This window comes from Micromonospora coerulea (assembly GCF_016598485.1).
In the GTDB taxonomy this organism is placed as follows: Bacteria; Actinomycetota; Actinomycetes; order Mycobacteriales; family Micromonosporaceae; genus Micromonospora; species Micromonospora coerulea.
This window is the reverse complement of the sequence record NZ_JAEMUW010000001.1, coordinates 263,073-279,868: the sequence shown is the minus strand read 5'-3', so window position 1 is coordinate 279,868 and position 16,796 is coordinate 263,073. Positions and strand designations below refer to the sequence as shown.

Here is a 16,796-nt window from a genome sequence, read left to right as displayed (position 1 = left end):
CTGATCACTCATGGCGGACCTCCACGCACAGCGGCCGCGCGAGATCATCCGCGGTGACGAGGGGGCCTCAATGGACCAGCGCGTCGGGCCCCTCTACGACGTGGAGAACCCGTGGGGCCGCGACGACGACTTCTTCCTCGCGGCGGTCGACGAGACCCCGGCGGCCCGGGTGCTCGACCTCGGCTGCGGCACGGGGCGACTCACCCTGGCCCTGGCCGCCGCCGGCCACACCGTCACCGGCGTCGACCCGCACCGCGCCTCCCTCGACGTCGCGCGGGCCAAGCCGGGCGCCGACCGGGTCACCTGGATCGAGGGCACGTCCGTGGTCCTGCCGGACGCCGCGTACGACGTCGCGGTGCTGACCAGCCACGTGGCGCAGGAGATCCGCGCGGAGGCCGACTGGACGCGGACCCTGGCCGACCTGCGCCGGGCGCTGGTGCCCGGCGGCAGGCTGATCTTCGACTCCCGCGACCCGGCGGCCCGCCGGTGGGAGCGCTGGAACCCCCGCGACTCGCGGCGCCGGATCGCCCTGCCGGACGGCACGGTGGTGCAGGCCTGGACCGAGCTGACCGAGGTGCGCGACGACCTGGTCAGCTTCGTCCACCACTACCTCCTGCCGGACGGCGACGAGCTGCGCAGCCCGGGGACGCTGCGCTTCCGGACCGAGGAGGAACTGCGGGCGGCCCTGGCCGACGCCGGCTTCACCGTCGAGCAGATCCACGGCGGCTGGGACCGGAAGCCGGTGGGCGCGAGTGACGACGGAGAACTGATCGTCGTGGCCCGCGCCGGGGCGGCGATCACTCCGAGGTGAGCAGGCCGAGGGCCAGTGCGGTGGTCCAGGAGAAGGCGATGGTCACCGCGACGGCGAGCCGTACGCTGAGCCCTTCCTGACCGGGCCACGCGACCAGCACCAGGGCGAGCACACCGGTCGTCGCGCTGTAGGCCGCCCACCCAGGCTGCCCGAGGACGACGGCCCGGCGGACGACGACGAAGCAGGCCAGCACCAGCGCGCTGAAGGCGAGCGGTGCGGCGACGGCGTGCAGCGTGCCGTGCCAGCTCATCGGGTCCGCATTTCCGGCCGGCGCACCGGGCGGGAAATTGAGCGCCGGGTCCGGGCGGAACATCCCACCCAGGGCCAGGCCAAGGCCGAAGACGCTGACCAGCAGCGGCGCCCAGGTCCCCGCCGGGCCGGCACGAAGCACCCGCCGCAACCCCACCGCGTACGCCAGGCTCAGCAGACCGGCCACGATGAACGCGGCGACCTGGATCCAGCCCTGGGCGCCGAGGGTGAGCAGGCTGATCGGGTGCCGGCGGAGGTCGAAGCCATCGCGGGTGAGGACCTGGGCGGCCACCGTCCCGACGAAGACCGGCCCAGCCAGGGCGCCGCAGACCAGCAGCGTCCGGGTGGCCGCCGACAAGGCGGGACGGGCATCGCGCGTTCTCGTTGATTGACTGCTCATCACCGGCTCCTCGCCTGGACCCAGATCAGCCGGCCAGCGGCTTGCCGGTCTCCAGCAGCGTCTTGAGGTCGCTGAGCACCTCGCTCCAGCCACCGCCGGCGTTCGGCACCTCCCCGGCGACCATCGCTTCCACGCTGGGCGCGTCGGTGACGTCGTGGAGCACCGTCAGCCGGGTGACGCCGGGGCTGGTCTCGTCGATCTCGTAGGTAAGGCGGGTGGCCGGCTCGGCGGCGGCCTCCGGGCCCCAGACCGGGTGCCAGGTCTGCACCAGTCGCCGCGGCGGGTCGACCTCGACGACCTCGCCCTCGACGGCCACCTCCGGCACGCCCGCGGCCGTCATCTCCGGGCTCGCGAGGCCGCGGTACCGGCCGCCGGGGCGCAGCTCGTAGTGGGCGGGCGAGCGGTAGCCGTACCGCTCGCTCCACTCCGGAGCGGTGATCGCCGTCCAGACCGCTTCCGACGTGGCCTGGATGTAGATCCGGTAGACCTGGACGGTACGCGTGGTGCTGGTCATCACTGGTCCTCCAACTCGGTCTTCAGGCCGACGAGTGCCGACGCGTGCTGCGCGGTGTACTTGTCGATCCACCGGTCGTGGATCTGGCGGATCGGCACGGGGTTGAGGAAGTGCAGCTTTTCCCGGCCCGACCGGCGGGACACGACGAGACCCGCCTCCTCGAGCACGCGCAGGTGCTTCATCACGCCGAACCGGGTCATCGCCAACTCGGACTCCAGCTCGGTGAGGGTGCGGCCGTCCCGGGCGAAGAGCAGGTCGAGCAGGAAGCGCCGGGTCGGGTCGGCGAGCGCCTTGAACACGAGGTCGTCATCGGGCACGACCTCAATATAGGTGACCATTTGGTCACATGTCAAGGCGCGACGTAGCCCCGCCAGGTCGCAAGCACCGTCAGCGGCGGTACGTCAGCTCGAAGTCCAGCGTCCAGTCGACGCCGTCGGTGGACCGCTCCCACCGGCCGTCGATGGTGTCGCCGTCGGCGCTCAGCGTGCCGGTGAAGCGCTGGTGGAACCCGGGCGCCTCCCGCCAGATCCGCCACACGCCGTCGGCGAACGTCATCCGGTAGACCCGGTGCACGCCGCGCGCGTCGGCGTACAGCATGGAGAACTCGTCGGCGGAATCGTCGAGGCCCATCAGCGACGTCACCGGCAACGGGTTGTTCTCCCGCCAGGCCTGCGGCGCCGTCTCCGGCACCGGTTCGGCGTCGGAGACCTGCCGGAGGAACCGGCCGTCCTCGACCCAGTCGATGTCCGTCCACCCGGTGCCGAGGCCCTCGACCTTCGGCTGCACGGTCCAGTGCCCGACGAGCACGTCGAGCCGCGCGAGCGCGGCATGCCGCTCCTTCATTGCCCTACCCCCTCCGACGGTCGAGATCCACGCTAACCGCGGGCCCCGACATTGACGGAGGTTTAGCGGTCAGCGGACCAGGCGGCGGGTGCACGGCCCGTCGTGGTCGGCGCGGACGAGGCAGCGCCGGCCGCCGGGCAGCAACAGGTCACAGAAGACCCGATGCCGTACGCCCTGGTCGTTTTCGGCCGACACGGTGGTCTCCCCGCACGCGGACTGGTGCGGTGACCAGTCCGAGAGGTGGCCCTCGACCGGTGGGAGGCCTCAGGGCTGCAGGCGCTTGCGCATCTTGATTGCGGTGACCTCGTACCCCATCTGCTCGTAGAGCGCGCGGGCGCCGAGGTTGAAACCGAAGACGTTCAGACCGATCGAGACCACGCCGAGCTCGCGACACACCTGCTCGGAGGTCTGCATGATCGCCCGGCCGTAGCCCTTCCGGCGCAGGTCCTCCCGCACCTCGAAGTCGTAGCCGAAGGCGTGCAGGCCGTCCGATTTCTGCTCCAGGTGCAGCCAGAGCATGCCGACCTCGTCATCGCCGTCGTAGGCGGTCCACAGCCGGTGGCCCTCCGTCGCCAGCCCGTCCGGCAGGAGGCGCTCGTAGTCCTCGCGCGCCTTCTCCTGCGCCTCCGGCAGCGGCATCGCGCCCGAGTCGGCGATGTCCTGCGCGTACTTCGCCTCGGCTCGCTGGCGGTAGCGCAGATACTGCTCGTCGGTCATCGGTTCGAGTTTCGGCGTCAGCACGCCGGTACGATATTGCACCGGCCCGGATCACGCCGCCCGCGTTCGGAGGGCTGCCGCCACAACCGGTCGACGGCGCTCGGATCCACAGGCGCGGGTTAATCGGCGGCGTCGGCGCGGCCCGCGCGGTACGGTCCGGCGATGCACGACACGGATGGATACTTCGGCGAGCAAGTGGCGGCGGCCTACGACGACCGGACCATCGAGATGTTCGACCCCGACGTCGTGGCGACGACGGTGGACGTGCTCGCGGACCTCGCCGGTGCGGGCCGTGCCCTCGAACTGGGCATTGGCACTGGGCGCGTCGCGCTGCCACTCGCCCGTCGCGGCGTGCCCGTCCACGGCATCGACCTGTCCCGGGCGATGGTCGCCCGGTTGCGGGCCAAGCCGGGCGGCGACGCGATCGACGTGACGATCGGCGACTTCGCCACGACCAGGGTGGACGGGACGTTCTCGCTGGCGTACCTGGTCTTCAACACCATCATGAACCTGACCAGCCAGGAGACCCAGGTCGGCTGCTTCCGAAACGTCGCCGCGCATCTGGCGCCCGGTGGTCGCTTCGTCATCGAGGTCCTGGTCCCCGAGTTGCGCCGGCTCCCGCCCGGCCAGAACGTCGTGCCGTTCCGGGTCGGCCCGACCGGCTGGGCCTACGACATCTACGACGTGGCCACCCAGGCGACGAGCTCCAACTACGTCCGGGTGGTCGACGGTCGCGCCGAACACCGCTCGATTCCGTTCCGGTACGTCTGGCCGGCGGAGCTCGACCTGATGGCGCAGCTCGCCGGGCTCCGCCTGTGCGACCGCTGGGACGGGTGGACCGGGGAGCCGTTCACCAGCGAGAGCCGGCAGCACGTCTCGGTGTGGGAGAGGCCGGCCGACTGACCGACGCCGTCGCGACCTTCTTGACGTCCGGGCACCCCGTGGGCAACCTCTTCGTCGTGGCGTCGCCGGGGCGCGGCCGAATCCGAAGGGACGGTGCGGCGACCATGGCGGACACGACCGGGAAGGCCGGGGACGCCGCGATCACCGTCGTGCCCGCCAACAAGGCGAGCTGGCAGGACCTCCAGGCCGTCTTCGGCACGCGGGGCAGCGCGGCGGAGTGCCAGTGCCAGTGGTTCCAGAGCACCCCGGCCGAGTGGCGGGCGCAGTCGGTCGAGGAACGCACCCGGCGGCAGCGCGAGGAGACCCGGTGCGGCCAGCCCCGGGCCCGCACGACGAGCGGCCTGGTCGCCTACCTCGACGGCGAGCCCGCCGGCTGGTGCGCCGTCCAGCCGCGCTCCGTCTACGTGCACCTGCTGGGCAGCCGGGTCGTGTGGGCCGGCCGCGACGAGGACCCGGCCGACGACGGCGTCTGGGCGGTGACCTGCTTCGTCACCCGCGTCGGTTTCCGCCGGCGCGGCGTCAGCGGCGCGCTCGCCGCCGCGGCCGTCGACTTCGCCCGGGAGCGTGGCGCCCGAGCCGTGGAGGGCTATCCGATGATCACGGTGCCCGGCAAGACGATCACCTGGGGCGAGCTATACGTCGGCAGCCGCGGCATCTTCGCCGACGCCGGGTTCGCCGAGGTGAGCCGGCCGACCCGCCGGCGCGTGGTGATGCGACTCGACTTCCAGCCCCGCCGCGCTACGTCTCAAAGAAGGCGGTGACGAGGGCTCGCTGTCTTGTCCGGTTGGTCCTGAGTCTCGTTCCCGCGCTCGCGCTGCTCACCGCAGCTGCGCTACACCTGAACTCGCTTCCGTCCGGTTGTCCTGTGTAGCAGCTTCCCTGCACACGACGTCAGATGCGTCTCGGCCTCTCGGCGACGCTGTCCGTGACGTACGGCTGCGGGATACCGAGCTCACGCCAGAGCGCCCGGAGAACTTCCCCGAGCCGGACACTCTCGTCGGTGGACATGGGGGCAATGCGCGCTCCGGCCGCCGAGTGCTCGCCAACGTCGTAGAGCATGTACGCCAAGTACTTCGCTGTCGTCCGGTCGAGATGGAGGACGATCTCTTCTTCCACCCACGAATCCTATGGCGATCCGGACACCATCCGGCGTACAGCGACCACTAGGAGCGCAAGCCATCGATTCGGGGGCGACGGCGATCGACCGAGAGCAGAGGCTGCTCGCCTGCCTCAACCAGCACAGCCCTCGTCACCCAGAAGCGCCGGCCGACCGCCTTACGCTGATGGCCAAGGCTTTCGGCGGCTAGACCGATGCGCTCCCCGGTCTGCGTGAAGGTCGGTTCGGGCACTAAACCGGGCCTAACCAGCGTCCAGGCTTCGTCGAGGAGCAAGGTCTGGCCTGTCAGCGCTGATCGCGCCCGGCGCGAGATGGTCGGGCGACGAGCCAGGCGTCCGCCGCTCGGCCCCTCGCTTGTGAGTTCTGGTCGCTTCGTCCGGGCCGGTCCGCGCCCGTCTGCCACCTCGGCCGTTGGTCCGTCGCCGCCCGGGTTGGTATCAGGACCTGCGTGACATGTGACATGTCGGGGCGTTCAGGCGGCTCGCCAGTTGTCAGTCACGCAAGCGGCTTCGAAGTGCCACCAGCCCTCCGCCTGGCCACGAAGCAGCGTCGCCTTGATCGCCGTGAAGTCGGCATCCGCCGGCACGTTGAGGGCGACAAGCGGCAGCTCATGGCTGAAGGCCTCGCCCCCGAGGCCGAAGGGCGCCAGGCGGTCGTGTACCGCTCGGGCACTGCGCCCGAGCGGGCCATGAGGAATCGGCAGAACTCTGACTGTGCAGTTGCCCGACGGCTCGACTCGCTCGGTCGCCCAATGGACTCCGTCGGGGTCCGTCGTGAAGCGCACGACATCCCCCTCGGCCACGCCCTCCTGAAGAAAGGGGACGTTGCTGATACGAGCTGTGTCAGCGCCGACAGCAACCGCCCAAAGGCCCTCTCTGTCGTAGGGGAGCCACCCCTCCCGAGGGACGAACCGGAACCAGATTTTGATGTGCTGGTCGCCAGCAGGTCGGTCCCTGTCGGGTGTAGGTGAGGTCATGGCCGACATGGTTCCTCATGGAAGCCACGGCCTCCAGCTCCCTGCCGAACGCGCTCTGGCCGATCGTGTCACGGAGGTGCCGCTGACATTCGGCTACGCCTGCACTCTCCCCGCCTGTCCCCCGGGGGTCTGGTTCGGCGTGGTCGTTGCTGTACTTGGCTGCTGTGCTGATCTAGCCGACCCGGTATCGCAGGTAGACCACGCCGTTGCCGAACCGGCGCTCTTCCAGCAGTTCCAGCTCAAGGTGGAGACCGGCGGGCAACGCGCGCGTTCCCCCGCCCACCACGACGGGGTTGAGGAAGAGCTGGCACTCGTCCACCAGGCCGGCCGCGAGCGCGTGCGCCGCGAGCCCCGGACCCCCGACGGTGACGTCCCGCCCCGCAGCCTTTTTCAGCCGGCGGACGGCGTCCGGGTCGAACTCCCGCTCAAGCCGGGTCCGCGCGCTGGAGACCGCGTCCAGCGTCGACGAGTAGACGACCTTGTCGGCCGCCTGCCAGATCCGCGCGTAGTCACGCACGACGGCCGGCTGGTCCTCGCCGGTGGAGGCGGTCTCCCAGTAGACCATCGTCTCGTACATCCGGCGCCCGTAAAGGTAGGTGCCTACCGGCCGTTCCTTGTCGTTGACGAAGGCGTGCACCTCCTCGTCGGGCGCCGCCCAGTCGAAGTCGCCGTTGCCATCAGCGGTGAAGCCATCGAGCGAGGCGATCGCCGAGTAGATGAGGTTGGCCATCGCGCAATCTTGCCACTGCCCACCACGTTCAACTACTACAACCGCGACCAGACCGGGACGGCCGCCTCTGGACGGGTTTGGTACCGGCCCTGCTGTACCGGCCCTGATCGCGGCAACAGCGATCCCGGTCAGGGCCGCTGACCTGCGGAGGAGTGGGCGGTGAGTTGCCCATCCCGTCGCATCACCCTCGTCCGCATGCGCTGCCACCAGCCCACCAAGGACTACGTGACCCGCCGAACCGCAGAGGGCAAGACCAAGACCGAGATCATGCGATGCCTCAAGCGTTACATCGCACGTGAAACCTTCCACCTCGCTCGCGTCGCCACCTCTGGACCAGGCATCCTTGCCTGGTGCCACCGCTACTGACTGAGGACGAATACAAGGCAACGATGGGACCCCACCCCACAAGAGTGGGCCCGGACCAGGAACCCCCCTTCGACTTCTGGCCCTACTTCGACTCCATCCCCGAAGACGACTTCAACGGGCACGACTTCTCCGAAGGCCGCGTCACCTACGCCTGGCAGTCAGACGGGGCACACCAACACGTCCTGGTCGACTGCGAGACACCCAACGTGTTCCTGGTCCTCGTGCTCGACCTACATGCCTCCTCGGTCCTCGGTCACCACCTACTCGACCTCAACCGGCTCTACGGACTCGCCTGAGCCGGGCAACCCGCCCCACTTGAGGAAATAGGAGCGTCCAATCTGTCACGGAGGTCCTGAGACACGACAATTCTGGTGGAGGCGTGTCGATCTCGGGACCTGCAGGGCTCATGCGCCGGCGTCGATGACTTGGAGCATGAATGCCCGGACAAGGCCGTCTAGAGCCTGCATCGAACTCGTCGGCTGTGGTGCTTGATCTGGTCGGCTGTGTCGAGACGAGCGCCGCGCTGGGGCAGGTGCATCGCCGCGGGTGGGTGAGAATGACGGCATGCCGAGCCGTCTTGCCGTCATCGCCATCGACGCCATCCGACCACACCTGATCGCCGACTTTTGGTGCTCGGTTCTCGGCTGGCAGGTTGTTGATGAGGATGCTGAGGTGATCACCATCGCAGCCTCCGACAGTTCCTGGCCGATGATCGACGTGGTGGCTGTGCCAGAGGGCAAGGTGATCAAGAACCGGTTGCATTTCGACCTGCGTGCCGACGGCGTGTCCACCGCGGAGGAGCTTGACCGGTTGCTCACCCTCGGTGCACGACGCGTCGATGTGGGACAGCCCTCCGACGTGAGCTGGGTCGTGCTTGCTGATCCTGAAGGCAACGAGTTCTGCCTGCTGTCCCGTCCTGTCCAGGAGCTTTTACCACGCACGATCTCCGCCACCACTACGCCTCTCTCCTGCTGATGCAGGGCGAGTCGGTCATCGTGGTAGCCGAACGGGAACGGGTCGGCTTCAGACGTTGAAGCGGAACTCCACCACGTCGCCGTCCTGCATGACGTACTCCTTGCCCTCGATCCGGACCTTGCCGGCGGCCTTCGCCGCCGCCATCGATCCGGCCGCGACCAGGTCGCCGTAGGAGACCACCTCGGCCTTGATGAAGCCGCGCTGGAAGTCGGAGTGGATGACGCCCGCGGCCTCCGGGGCGGTCGCGCCGACCGGGACGGTCCAGGCCCGCGCCTCCTTGGGGCCCGCCGTCAGGTACGTCTGGAGCCCGAGCGTGCGGAACCCGACCCGGACGAGCTGGTTCAGGCCGGGCTCATGCTGGCCGATCGACTCCAGCAGCTCGCGGGCCTCCTCCTCGGGCAGGTCCACCAGCTCAGACTCGATCTTGGCGTCCATGAAGACCGCCTCCGCCGGGGCGACCAGCGCCCGCAGCTCGTCGAGGAACTCGGCGTTGCCCAGCTCGGCCTCGTCGACGTTGAAGACGTAGAGGAACGGCTTGGTGGTGAGCAGGTGCAGCTCGCGCAGGTGCTCCAGCTCGATCTTGGCGGCGGCCGCGCCGGCGTACAGGGTGGTGCCGCCGTCGAGGACGTCGACGGCCTTCTTCGCGGCCTCGACCGCGGCGGCCCGGTCCTTGCGGAGCTTGGCCTCCTTCTCCAGCCGCGGCAGCGCCTTCTCCAGGGTCTGGATGTCGGCCAGGATCAGCTCGGTGTTGATCGTCTCGATGTCGTCGGCCGGGGAGATCTTGCCGTCGACGTGCACCACGTTCGGGTCGGAGAAGGCGCGCACCACCTGGCAGATCGCCGAGGCGTCGCGGATGTTCGCCAGGAACGCGTTGCCCCGACCCTGCCCCTTCGAGGCGCCGCGGACCAGGCCGGCGATGTCGACGAACGACACCGGCGCGGGCAGCACCTTCTGCGAGGAGAAGATCTCCGCGAGCGTGCCCAGCCGCTCGTCCGGCAGCCCGACCACGCCGACGTTCGGCTCGATCGTGGCGAACGGGTAGTTCGCCGCGAGCACGTCGTTCTTGGTCAACGCGTTGAACAGGGTGCTCTTGCCGACGTTGGGCAGGCCGACGATCCCGATGGTGAGGCTCACGGGCGGCCAGTCTACGCGGCCCCCGGCCCACCCCTTCCGACCGGCATCCGTCTGCGCCGCCTTCGAGGATCGGGTCTAGCCGAGCAGCCGGGGCTCGATCCGGGTCTCCCGGACGCTGCCGTCCTCGGCCCGGCTCACCTCGTACGCCGCCACGCCCTCGCGATCCGCGACCGCCTCGACCAGGCGGGTGCCCCGGTAGACCAGCCCCACCCCGTCGTCGGTGCAGTGGCTCACCGGCAGCGTGCCGTCGCCGACCAGCTTGTGCATCAGCGGACGCCGCTGCTCCTCGCCGTCGTAGTGCACGCCGTTGCCGTACGGCAGCCAGCCCAGCCCGTCGGTGAAACCGCGCAGGGTCGGGCCGAAGCTGTCGGTGGCGCCGCCGAGGTGCCAGCAGATCGACCCGGCGGAGACTCCACCCAGCACCACGCCGGCCTGCCAGCACTCGTGCAGGATCTCGTCGAGGCCGTGCACCCGCCAGACCGCGCACAGGTTGGCCACGCTGCCCCCACCCACCCAGATGATGTCCTGGGCGAGCAGGTGGCCCCGCACGTCCTCGACGGTGGGCATCGGGAAGAGCGCCAGGTGGGACGGGCGGAACCGGGTGCCGGCGAACGCGCCGTAGAAGAGCGTGAACGAGGTGGGCTGGTCGCCGACCGCCTGGTTGAGGTAGCAGATCCGCGGCGCGTCACCGGATTGGGCCAGGTCGGCCATCAGGTCGAACACGGGGCCGGGCTGGGCGTCGTAGGGGCCGCGGCGCCGGCTGGAGAAGCCCATGCTGGTGGCGACGATGGTCGGTTCGCTGGCGGGCATGGTCGTCCTCCCCGGTGGGATGGTGGGCGGTCACGATCATCCTCCGCCACCAGGGCCGGCCCGCGCAGCCCGGCACCTCGAGGCCGGCCGCCGGGCCGACCGCTCAGGCGTCCGACTCGGCGGCGGCGAGCAGCGTCCGCAGCAGGTCGGCCAGGCGCTCCTGGTCCGCCGGCGGCAGCGCGTCCAGGATCCGCCGCTGCACGGCCAGCCCGGCTTCGGCCGATTCCTCGACCACCCGGCGGCCGGATTCGGTGAGGGTGACCCGCAGCCCCCGCCTATCGGCGGGGTCGGGGGCCCGGCGGACCAGGCCGGCCCGTTCCAGTCGGTCGAGCCGGCCGGTCATCCCGCCGGAGGTGAGCATCAGCCCGGCGGCCAGCGCCTTCGGCGCGAGGGTGTACGGCTCCCCGGCGCGGCGCAGCGCGGCGAGCACGTCGAACTCGCCGCGGCCGATCCCCCAGTCGGCGTACACCCTCTCCTGGCGATCGCCGACCAGCCGGGCCAGGCGGTAGATCCGGCCGAAGACCGCCATCGGCTCGGGCCGCATCCCGGCCCGTTCCCGGCGCCACTGCTCGACGATCGCGTCGACCTCGTCGCTCGCTGCCACAGCCGGATTGTGCCGCACGTCGCCCTTCCCCTTTCGCTCGACGCTAATTATCTTAGCAGTAAGCTACTTAGCCGCGAGGAAAGAAGGTCCGATGGCCCGCCGCTGGACCGACGTCGCGCTCACCGCCGCCGCCCCGACCGCCTGGGGCACCACGTATCTGGTCACCTCCGAGCTGCTGCCGGCCGACCGGCCGCTCTGGTCCGGCGCGATCCGGGCCCTGCCGGCTGGGCTGTTGCTGCTCGCGCTGACCCGCCGCCGGCCCTCCGGCGCCTGGTGGTGGCGGTCGGCCCTGCTCGGCGCGCTCAACATCGGCGCCTTCTTCCCGCTGCTCTTCGTCGCCGCGTACCGCCTGCCCGGCGGACCCGCCGCCGTGCTGGGCGCCGCGCAACCACTGCTGGTCGCCGCGCTGAGCGTGGTCGCCCTCGGCGACCGGCCCCGCCGGCCCGTGCTGCTCGCCGCGCTGGCCGCGCCCGCCGGGGTCGCCCTGGTGGTGCTGCGCCCCGGCGTGGCGCTCGACCCGCTCGGCGTCGCGGCCGGCCTCGCGGGCACCGCCGCGATGGCCACCGGGCTGGTGCTCACCCGGCGCTGGGGCCGCCCCGCCGGAGTCGGCACCCTCGCCGCGACGGGCTGGCAGCTCGTCGCCGGCGGCCTGCTGATCGTGCCGCTGGCCGCCGCGGTCGAGGGCGCGCCGCCCGCGCCGGACCCGGCCGCTCTGCTCGGGTACGCCTGGCTCGGGCTGGTCGGCACCGTCGGCGCGTATGCCCTCTGGTTCCGGGGGGTCGGGCGGCTGCCGGTGACCCGGGTGTCGGTGCTGGGCGCGCTCAGCCCGCTGACCGCCGCCACGCTCGGCTGGCTGGTGCTCGGCCAGGCACTCGGCCCGGTGCAGCTCGCCGGATTCGCCGTGGCGGTCACCGCGATGGTGGTCGGCCAGCTCCCCGGTCAGCCGGCCAGCTGCCGCCACCAGTCGCCGGCCGGGCCATCCCGGCGCTCGGACAGCGCCCCGGCGGGCAGCTCGGCGGCTGCGGCGCGCGGCAGCACGAACCGGTGGGCGGCGGCCGCGCCGGCCGCGTACGACTCGTCGAGCATCCAGCGCACCTCGTCGACGGTCCACCCCAGCCCCGTCCGGCCGGCGATCTCCCGGACCAGCCGCAGGCCGACCCGGGTGTCGTCGTCGTAGAAGCGCACGCACCAGTGGTGCGCCCACATGCCGAGGGCGCGCAGCCCCGCCGCGTCCAACGAACCGGCAAGCCGGCCGCAGGCGGTCTCGGGGAAGGCGCGCCCCGGATCGTCCGCGCGGTCCCGCTCGATCGCGCCGTAGGCAGCCGGCGCCACCAGCCGCATCCGGTCGTAGAAGCCCTGCACCACCGTGCGGTCCAGCCGTACCCGTCCCGACCGCATCAGCGGGCACCTCGCCCGGCCACGCTCGCCATCCCCCGCACCTTTTCTTGAGTTGGTGGCCGGACGGTACCCACCACTACCGACACTTTCGCCGCCGGAATCCCTTGCCACGCCAGGGATAGCTGGCCTGAGCTGGGGCGTCTGTAGCTGTGACGGTGAGCTGCGGGAGGGTGGGTGGACGAGGACGAACGGGCCCGGCTGGCCGACTTCGTGGCGAGCCGGACCCCGGCGCTGATGCGGGTCACCCGTCGACGCCCGGCCTGCCTCGGTCACCCACGCTGACCGCGCCACCCGCCCGGAGTCGCGACCTCCCCGGCGGGTGGACCGGGGCTCGCGCACCCGCCGCGCCCGCCGCTGGGCAGGGGCCCCGCCGGGTCCGTCACGGCGGCGTCCGAATCCCGCCAGCCACCGCCGCCACCAGCGAGGCAGTATCGGTGGCGTGGAGTTGGACTTCGAACGGTGTTACCGGGCCGTGGACAGCCGAGACCAGCGGTTCGACGGCTGGTTCTACACCGGCGTGACCTCGACCGGGATCTACTGCCGGCCGTCCTGCCCGGCAATGACGCCGAAGCGGCAGAACGTCCGGTTCTTTCCGTCCGCCGCCGCGGCGCAGGGTGCCGGGCTGCGGGCCTGCCGCCGCTGCCGTCCCGACGCGGCCCCGGGCTCCCCGCAGTGGGACGTCCGGGCCGACGTGGTGGGGCGGGCGATGCGGCTGATCGCCGACGGGGTGGTCGACCGGGACGGCGTACCGGGGCTGGCGGCCCGGCTCGGCTACACCGAGCGGCACCTGCACCGGATGCTCCGGGCCGAGCTCGGCGCCGGGCCGCTGGCGCTGGCCCGCGCCCAGCGCGCCCAGACCGCCCGGATCCTGATCGAGACCACCGGCCTGGGCATGGCCGAGGTCGCGTTCGCCGCCGGGTTCGGCAGTGTCCGGCAGTTCAACGACACCGTCCGCGAGGTGTACGCGGCAGCCCCGTCGGACCTGCGGGCCACCCGGGGCGGCCGACCGGCGGCGGGCGGGGCGGGCACCATCACGCTGCGGCTGGCGTACCGGCCGCCGTTGCACGCGGCGGCGCTGCTGGACTTCCTCGCGCTGCGGGCGCTGCCCGGCGTGGAGGAGGTCCGCGACGGGACGTACCGCCGGGGGTTGCGGCTGCCGCACGGGCCCGGCGAGGTCGCGCTGACCCCGGCCGACGGCCACGTGTCGGCGACCCTGCGCCTGGCCGACATGCGGGACCTGGCCCCCGCGGTCGCCCGCTGCCGCCGCCTGCTCGACCTCGACGCCGATCCCACCGCCGTCGACGACACCCTGGCCCAGGATCCCGCCCTGGCGAAGGCCGTCGCCACCGAACCGGGCGTCCGCCTCCCCCGCGCGGTGGACGGCTTCGAGATGGCCCTCCGCGCCATCACCACCCAACAGGTCTCCCTGGCCTCCGCCAAGACCACTCTCACCCACCTCCTCACCGTCGCCACCCCGGGCGCTCACCCCGGTGGCGATGGTCAGTTGCGGGGGTTTGTCAGCGCGGAGGAGGTGGTGGGGTTGCCGGCTTCGGCGTTTCGGATGCCGGGGGTGCGACGGGAGACGATCCGGGCGCTCGCGCGGGCCGTCGCCGAGGGGTCACTGGAGCTGGAGCCGGGTGGGGACCGGGCGGAGACCGTGCGACGGCTCACCGCCCTGCCGGGGATCGGTCCGTGGACGGCCGGCTACGTGGCGATGCGGGCCCTCGGCGACCCGGACGTCTTCCTCCCCACCGACCTCGCCGTCCGCCGGGGCGCCGCCGCGCTCGGCCTGCCCACCGACCCGAAGACCCTCGACGCGTACGCCGACCGCTGGCGCCCCTGGCGCTCGTACGCGGTGATCCGACTCTGGAGAGCAGCATGACCACACTGGACAGCACCGTCATCGACACGCCCACCGGCCCGCTCGCCATCCTCACCGGACCCGACGGCGCCGTCCGGGCGGCCGGCTTCACCGCCGACCCGGCCAGCCTGCTGCCGCTGACCCACCCGAGCCTGCGCGGTGCGCTGCGGGACCGGGCCGACCTCGGCCCGGTCAGCGCCGCCGTCCGCTCCTACCTGGACGGCGACCTGACCGCGATCGACGCGGTGCCGGTCGAGCAGCACAGCGGCGGCGCCTTCCTGACGTACGCCTGGCAGGTGCTGCGCGAGGTGAAGCCGGGCGACCCGGTGACGTACACCGGATTCGCCGGCCTGGCCGGCCGCCCCGCCGCGGTACGCGCCGCCGCGGCCGCCTGCGCCCGCAACGCGGCCGCCCTCTTCGTCCCCTGCCACCGGGTGCTGCGCACCGACGGGACGCTCGGCGGCTATCGCTGGGGGCTGGACGTGAAGAAGTGGCTTCTCGGTCATGAGCGGCGGTTGACGGCAAGCTGACAGCGGCACCGCTCCCATTTGACGCTACCGTCGGGTAGTGCCTGCGCAGAGCGACGGCAACCCGGCGGCGCGTGACGACCGCCGCCCGCATCCGCTGCGCAACCTCTGGCGGCTGCGCCCCTACCTGCGTCCGTACGCGCCGGAGTTCGGCTGGCTGCTGGTCCTGGCCCTCGCGGCCACGGCGGCCAGCCTGGCCGTACCGCTGGTGGTGCAGCGGGTGGTGGACGGGCCGGTGGCCCGGCACGACGTGGCCGGGCTGCTCCGGCTCGGCGCCCTCGCCCTCGTCCTCGGCCTGGCCGAGGCCGTGCTCATCTTCATCCGGCGGTGGACCCAGTCCTCCTCGTCGGTCGGCATGGAGGCGGCCATCCGCGCCGACATCTACGCCCACCTGCAACGCCTTCCGGCCGGCTGCCACGACCGGTGGCAGTCCGGCCAGCTGCTCTCCCGGATCACCAGCGACCTGTCGGTGATCCGCCGGTTCCTCTCCTTCGGCCTGCTCTTCCTGGTGCTCAACGTGGTCACCTACCTGGCCGTGGTGGTGCTGCTGATCCGCCTGCACCCGGCGCTGGGACTGCTGGTGGCGGCCAGCGCGGTGCCGCTGTTCCTGATCAGCCGCCGGTTCGCCCGGCACTACCACGCCGCCTCCCGTCGGATGCAGGACCAGCAGGGCGACGTGGCCACGCTGGTCGAGGAGACCGCGCAGGGGCTGCGCACCATGCGGGCGTACGGCCGGGGGCCCGAACTCGCGGCCCGGTTCGCCGGTGGCGCGCGCACGCTGCACGACACCGGCGTACGCAAGGCCCGGCTGCTGGCCCGCACCGCGGCGCTGTTCGACCTGGTCCCGAACCTGACCCTCGGGATGGTGCTGGTGGCCGGCACGGCGGCCGCCGCCGGGGGTGCGCTGACCATCGGTGAGCTGGTCGCCTTCGTCAGCCTCCAGCTGATGCTGGTCTGGCCGGTGCAGTCGCTCGGCTGGATCATCGCCAACGGGCAGGAGGCGGCGACCGCGGCGGACCGGATCCAGGAGGTGCTGGACACCCCACCGACCATCGTGGATGCTCCGGGCGCCCGGCTGCTCGACCGCGCCGGCGTACGCGGCCGGCTCCGCTTCGAACGGGTCTCCTTCCGCTACCCCGGCAGCCAGGCCCCGGTGCTCGACGAGGTGGACCTCACCGTGGAGCCCGGCGAAACCCTGGCCCTGGTCGGGGCCACCGGCTGCGGCAAGAGCACCCTGCTGTCCCTGGTCCCGCGACTGCACGAGGTGACCCGTGGGCGGATCACCCTGGACGGGCACGACCTGCGGGACCTGCGACTCTCCTCGCTGCGCCGGCTGGTCGGCGTGGCCTTCGAGGAGCCGACGCTCTTCTCCATGTCGGTCTGGGAGAACCTGACCCTGGGCCGGCCGGACGCCGGCGAGCAGGAGGTCCGGGCGGCCCTAGCCCTCGCCCAGGCCGAGTTCGCGTACGACCTGCCGTGGGGGTTGGCCACCCGCGTCGGCGAACAGGGGCTCTCCCTCTCCGGCGGGCAGCGGCAGCGCCTCGCGCTCGCCCGGGCGGTGCTCGGCCGGCCGGCGCTGCTCGTGCTGGACGACCCGCTCTCCGCGCTCGACGTACACACCGAGGCGCTGGTCGAGGCGGCGCTGCGGCGGGTGCTGCGGGACACCACCGCTCTGCTCGTGGTGCACCGGCCGTCGACCGTGGCGCTCGCCGACCGGGTGGCCCTGCTCGACGGCGGCCGGATCGTCGCCGTCGGCACCCACTCCGAGCTGCTGGCCACCGTGCCGGCGTACCGGGCGGTGCTGTCGGCCGGGCCGGTCCAGCGGCACGACGGCGCCGGCCTGGTGCGCTCGTGACGGAGG

22 protein-coding genes and 1 pseudogene are annotated in these 16,796 nt (G+C 72.1%); 10 read left to right on the top strand and 13 right to left on the bottom strand.

Annotation, left to right across the window (positions count from 1 at the left end):
- Window positions 1–10 precede the first annotated feature (10 nt).
- Window positions 11–811, top strand: a complete 801-nt coding sequence (locus tag I8N68_RS01380; RefSeq protein WP_234038313.1) for a class I SAM-dependent methyltransferase — start codon at window positions 11–13, stop codon at window positions 809–811.
- On the opposite strand, the gene I8N68_RS01375 is transcribed toward I8N68_RS01380, so the two are convergent.
- From I8N68_RS01375 to I8N68_RS01355, 6 genes are all read right to left on the bottom strand, one after another.
- The gene (locus I8N68_RS01375; protein ID WP_200206570.1) at window positions 798–1,460 is read right to left on the bottom strand and encodes a DUF998 domain-containing protein; all 663 of its coding nucleotides are present in this window, start codon (window positions 1,458–1,460) and stop codon (window positions 798–800) included. The two genes, I8N68_RS01380 and I8N68_RS01375, sit on opposite strands and share 14 nt — an antisense overlap.
- Before the next feature lie 25 nt (window positions 1,461–1,485).
- A complete protein-coding gene (locus I8N68_RS01370; protein ID WP_200206569.1) occupies window positions 1,486–1,974 on the bottom strand; it encodes an SRPBCC domain-containing protein in 489 nt (162 codons plus the stop codon).
- Window positions 1,974–2,291: an ArsR/SmtB family transcription factor gene (locus I8N68_RS01365; RefSeq protein WP_200206567.1), complete on the bottom strand. Its 318-nt coding sequence runs from the start codon at window positions 2,289–2,291 to the stop codon at window positions 1,974–1,976. The genes I8N68_RS01370 and I8N68_RS01365 overlap by 1 nt, the downstream gene beginning before the upstream one ends.
- 70 nt (window positions 2,292–2,361) lie before the next feature.
- Window positions 2,362–2,817, bottom strand: a complete 456-nt coding sequence (locus tag I8N68_RS01360) for a hypothetical protein (RefSeq protein ID WP_200206566.1) — start codon at window positions 2,815–2,817, stop codon at window positions 2,362–2,364.
- 69 nt (window positions 2,818–2,886) lie between these two features.
- Window positions 2,887–3,012: a hypothetical protein gene (locus I8N68_RS33495; protein WP_267909497.1), complete on the bottom strand. Its 126-nt coding sequence runs from the start codon at window positions 3,010–3,012 to the stop codon at window positions 2,887–2,889.
- 69 nt (window positions 3,013–3,081) lie between these two features.
- Window positions 3,082–3,558 carry a GNAT family N-acetyltransferase gene (locus tag I8N68_RS01355; RefSeq protein ID WP_200206564.1) on the bottom strand — a complete coding sequence of 159 codons (477 nt, stop codon included), beginning with the start codon at window positions 3,556–3,558 and terminating at the stop codon, window positions 3,082–3,084.
- 138 nt (window positions 3,559–3,696) lie between these two features.
- Here I8N68_RS01355 and I8N68_RS01350 point away from each other — a divergent pair, with 138 nt between their 5' ends.
- Window positions 3,697–4,437 carry a class I SAM-dependent DNA methyltransferase gene (locus I8N68_RS01350; RefSeq protein ID WP_200206562.1) on the top strand — a complete coding sequence of 247 codons (741 nt, stop codon included), beginning with the start codon at window positions 3,697–3,699 and terminating at the stop codon, window positions 4,435–4,437.
- 104 nt (window positions 4,438–4,541) lie between these two features.
- The gene (locus I8N68_RS01345) at window positions 4,542–5,198 is read left to right on the top strand and encodes a GNAT family N-acetyltransferase (RefSeq protein WP_200206560.1); all 657 of its coding nucleotides are present in this window, start codon (window positions 4,542–4,544) and stop codon (window positions 5,196–5,198) included.
- 130 nt (window positions 5,199–5,328) lie between these two features.
- On the opposite strand, the gene I8N68_RS01340 is transcribed toward I8N68_RS01345, so the two are convergent.
- The 3 genes from I8N68_RS01340 to I8N68_RS01330 form a co-directional block, all read right to left on the bottom strand.
- On the bottom strand, window positions 5,329–5,553 hold the full coding sequence (locus I8N68_RS01340; RefSeq protein ID WP_200206558.1) for a hypothetical protein: 225 nt from the start codon (window positions 5,551–5,553) through the stop codon (window positions 5,329–5,331).
- A gap of 473 nt (window positions 5,554–6,026) precedes the next feature.
- A complete protein-coding gene (locus I8N68_RS01335) occupies window positions 6,027–6,530 on the bottom strand; it encodes a DUF4265 domain-containing protein (RefSeq protein WP_234038311.1) in 504 nt (167 codons plus the stop codon).
- A gap of 172 nt (window positions 6,531–6,702) precedes the next feature.
- Window positions 6,703–7,260 (bottom strand): dihydrofolate reductase family protein, encoded by a 558-nt coding sequence (locus tag I8N68_RS01330; RefSeq protein ID WP_200206555.1) that lies wholly within the window; start codon window positions 7,258–7,260, stop codon window positions 6,703–6,705.
- A gap of 195 nt (window positions 7,261–7,455) precedes the next feature.
- On the opposite strand from I8N68_RS01330, the gene I8N68_RS01325 reads away from it, so the two are divergent.
- From I8N68_RS01325 to I8N68_RS01315, 3 genes are all read left to right on the top strand, one after another.
- A complete protein-coding gene (locus I8N68_RS01325) occupies window positions 7,456–7,626 on the top strand; it encodes a hypothetical protein (protein ID WP_200206553.1) in 171 nt (56 codons plus the stop codon).
- Between the two features lie 23 nt (window positions 7,627–7,649).
- Window positions 7,650–7,922 (top strand): hypothetical protein, encoded by a 273-nt coding sequence (locus I8N68_RS01320; RefSeq protein ID WP_200206551.1) that lies wholly within the window; start codon window positions 7,650–7,652, stop codon window positions 7,920–7,922.
- Window positions 7,923–8,172: 250 nt separating this feature from the next.
- Window positions 8,173–8,601, top strand: a complete 429-nt coding sequence (locus tag I8N68_RS01315; RefSeq protein WP_307812463.1) for a VOC family protein — start codon at window positions 8,173–8,175, stop codon at window positions 8,599–8,601.
- A gap of 48 nt (window positions 8,602–8,649) precedes the next feature.
- Here I8N68_RS01315 and ychF read toward each other — a convergent pair whose 3' ends face one another.
- The 3 genes from ychF to I8N68_RS01300 all read right to left on the bottom strand — a co-directional run bounded on the left by ychF (window position 8,650) and on the right by I8N68_RS01300 (window position 11,149).
- Complete coding sequence (gene ychF, locus I8N68_RS01310) at window positions 8,650–9,735, bottom strand: redox-regulated ATPase YchF (RefSeq protein WP_200206549.1); 1,086 nt, start codon at window positions 9,733–9,735, stop codon at window positions 8,650–8,652.
- A gap of 75 nt (window positions 9,736–9,810) precedes the next feature.
- The gene (locus tag I8N68_RS01305; protein ID WP_200206547.1) at window positions 9,811–10,545 is read right to left on the bottom strand and encodes a Type 1 glutamine amidotransferase-like domain-containing protein; all 735 of its coding nucleotides are present in this window, start codon (window positions 10,543–10,545) and stop codon (window positions 9,811–9,813) included.
- A gap of 103 nt (window positions 10,546–10,648) precedes the next feature.
- Window positions 10,649–11,149 (bottom strand): MarR family winged helix-turn-helix transcriptional regulator, encoded by a 501-nt coding sequence (locus I8N68_RS01300; protein WP_307812461.1) that lies wholly within the window; start codon window positions 11,147–11,149, stop codon window positions 10,649–10,651.
- 91 nt (window positions 11,150–11,240) lie between these two features.
- Between I8N68_RS01300 and I8N68_RS01295 the strand changes: the two are divergent.
- Window positions 11,241–12,011: pseudogene (locus I8N68_RS01295) on the top strand (EamA family transporter); the annotation flags it as partial.
- A 77-nt stretch (window positions 12,012–12,088) separates the two neighbouring features.
- Here I8N68_RS01295 and I8N68_RS32620 read toward each other — a convergent pair.
- The gene (locus tag I8N68_RS32620) at window positions 12,089–12,547 is read right to left on the bottom strand and encodes a hypothetical protein (protein WP_234038310.1); all 459 of its coding nucleotides are present in this window, start codon (window positions 12,545–12,547) and stop codon (window positions 12,089–12,091) included.
- Window positions 12,548–12,986: 439 nt separating this feature from the next.
- Here I8N68_RS32620 and I8N68_RS01290 point away from each other — a divergent pair, with 439 nt between their 5' ends.
- The 3 genes from I8N68_RS01290 to I8N68_RS01280 are packed head-to-tail and all read left to right on the top strand — an operon-like array spanning window position 12,987 to window position 16,790.
- On the top strand, window positions 12,987–14,429 hold the full coding sequence (locus I8N68_RS01290) for an AlkA N-terminal domain-containing protein (protein WP_200206541.1): 1,443 nt from the start codon (window positions 12,987–12,989) through the stop codon (window positions 14,427–14,429).
- Window positions 14,426–14,938 carry a methylated-DNA--[protein]-cysteine S-methyltransferase gene (locus I8N68_RS01285; protein WP_200206539.1) on the top strand — a complete coding sequence of 171 codons (513 nt, stop codon included), beginning with the start codon at window positions 14,426–14,428 and terminating at the stop codon, window positions 14,936–14,938. The genes I8N68_RS01290 and I8N68_RS01285 overlap by 4 nt, the downstream gene beginning before the upstream one ends.
- 37 nt (window positions 14,939–14,975) lie before the next feature.
- On the top strand, window positions 14,976–16,790 hold the full coding sequence (locus I8N68_RS01280) for an ABC transporter ATP-binding protein (protein WP_200206537.1): 1,815 nt from the start codon (window positions 14,976–14,978) through the stop codon (window positions 16,788–16,790).
- Window positions 16,791–16,796 lie beyond the last annotated feature (6 nt).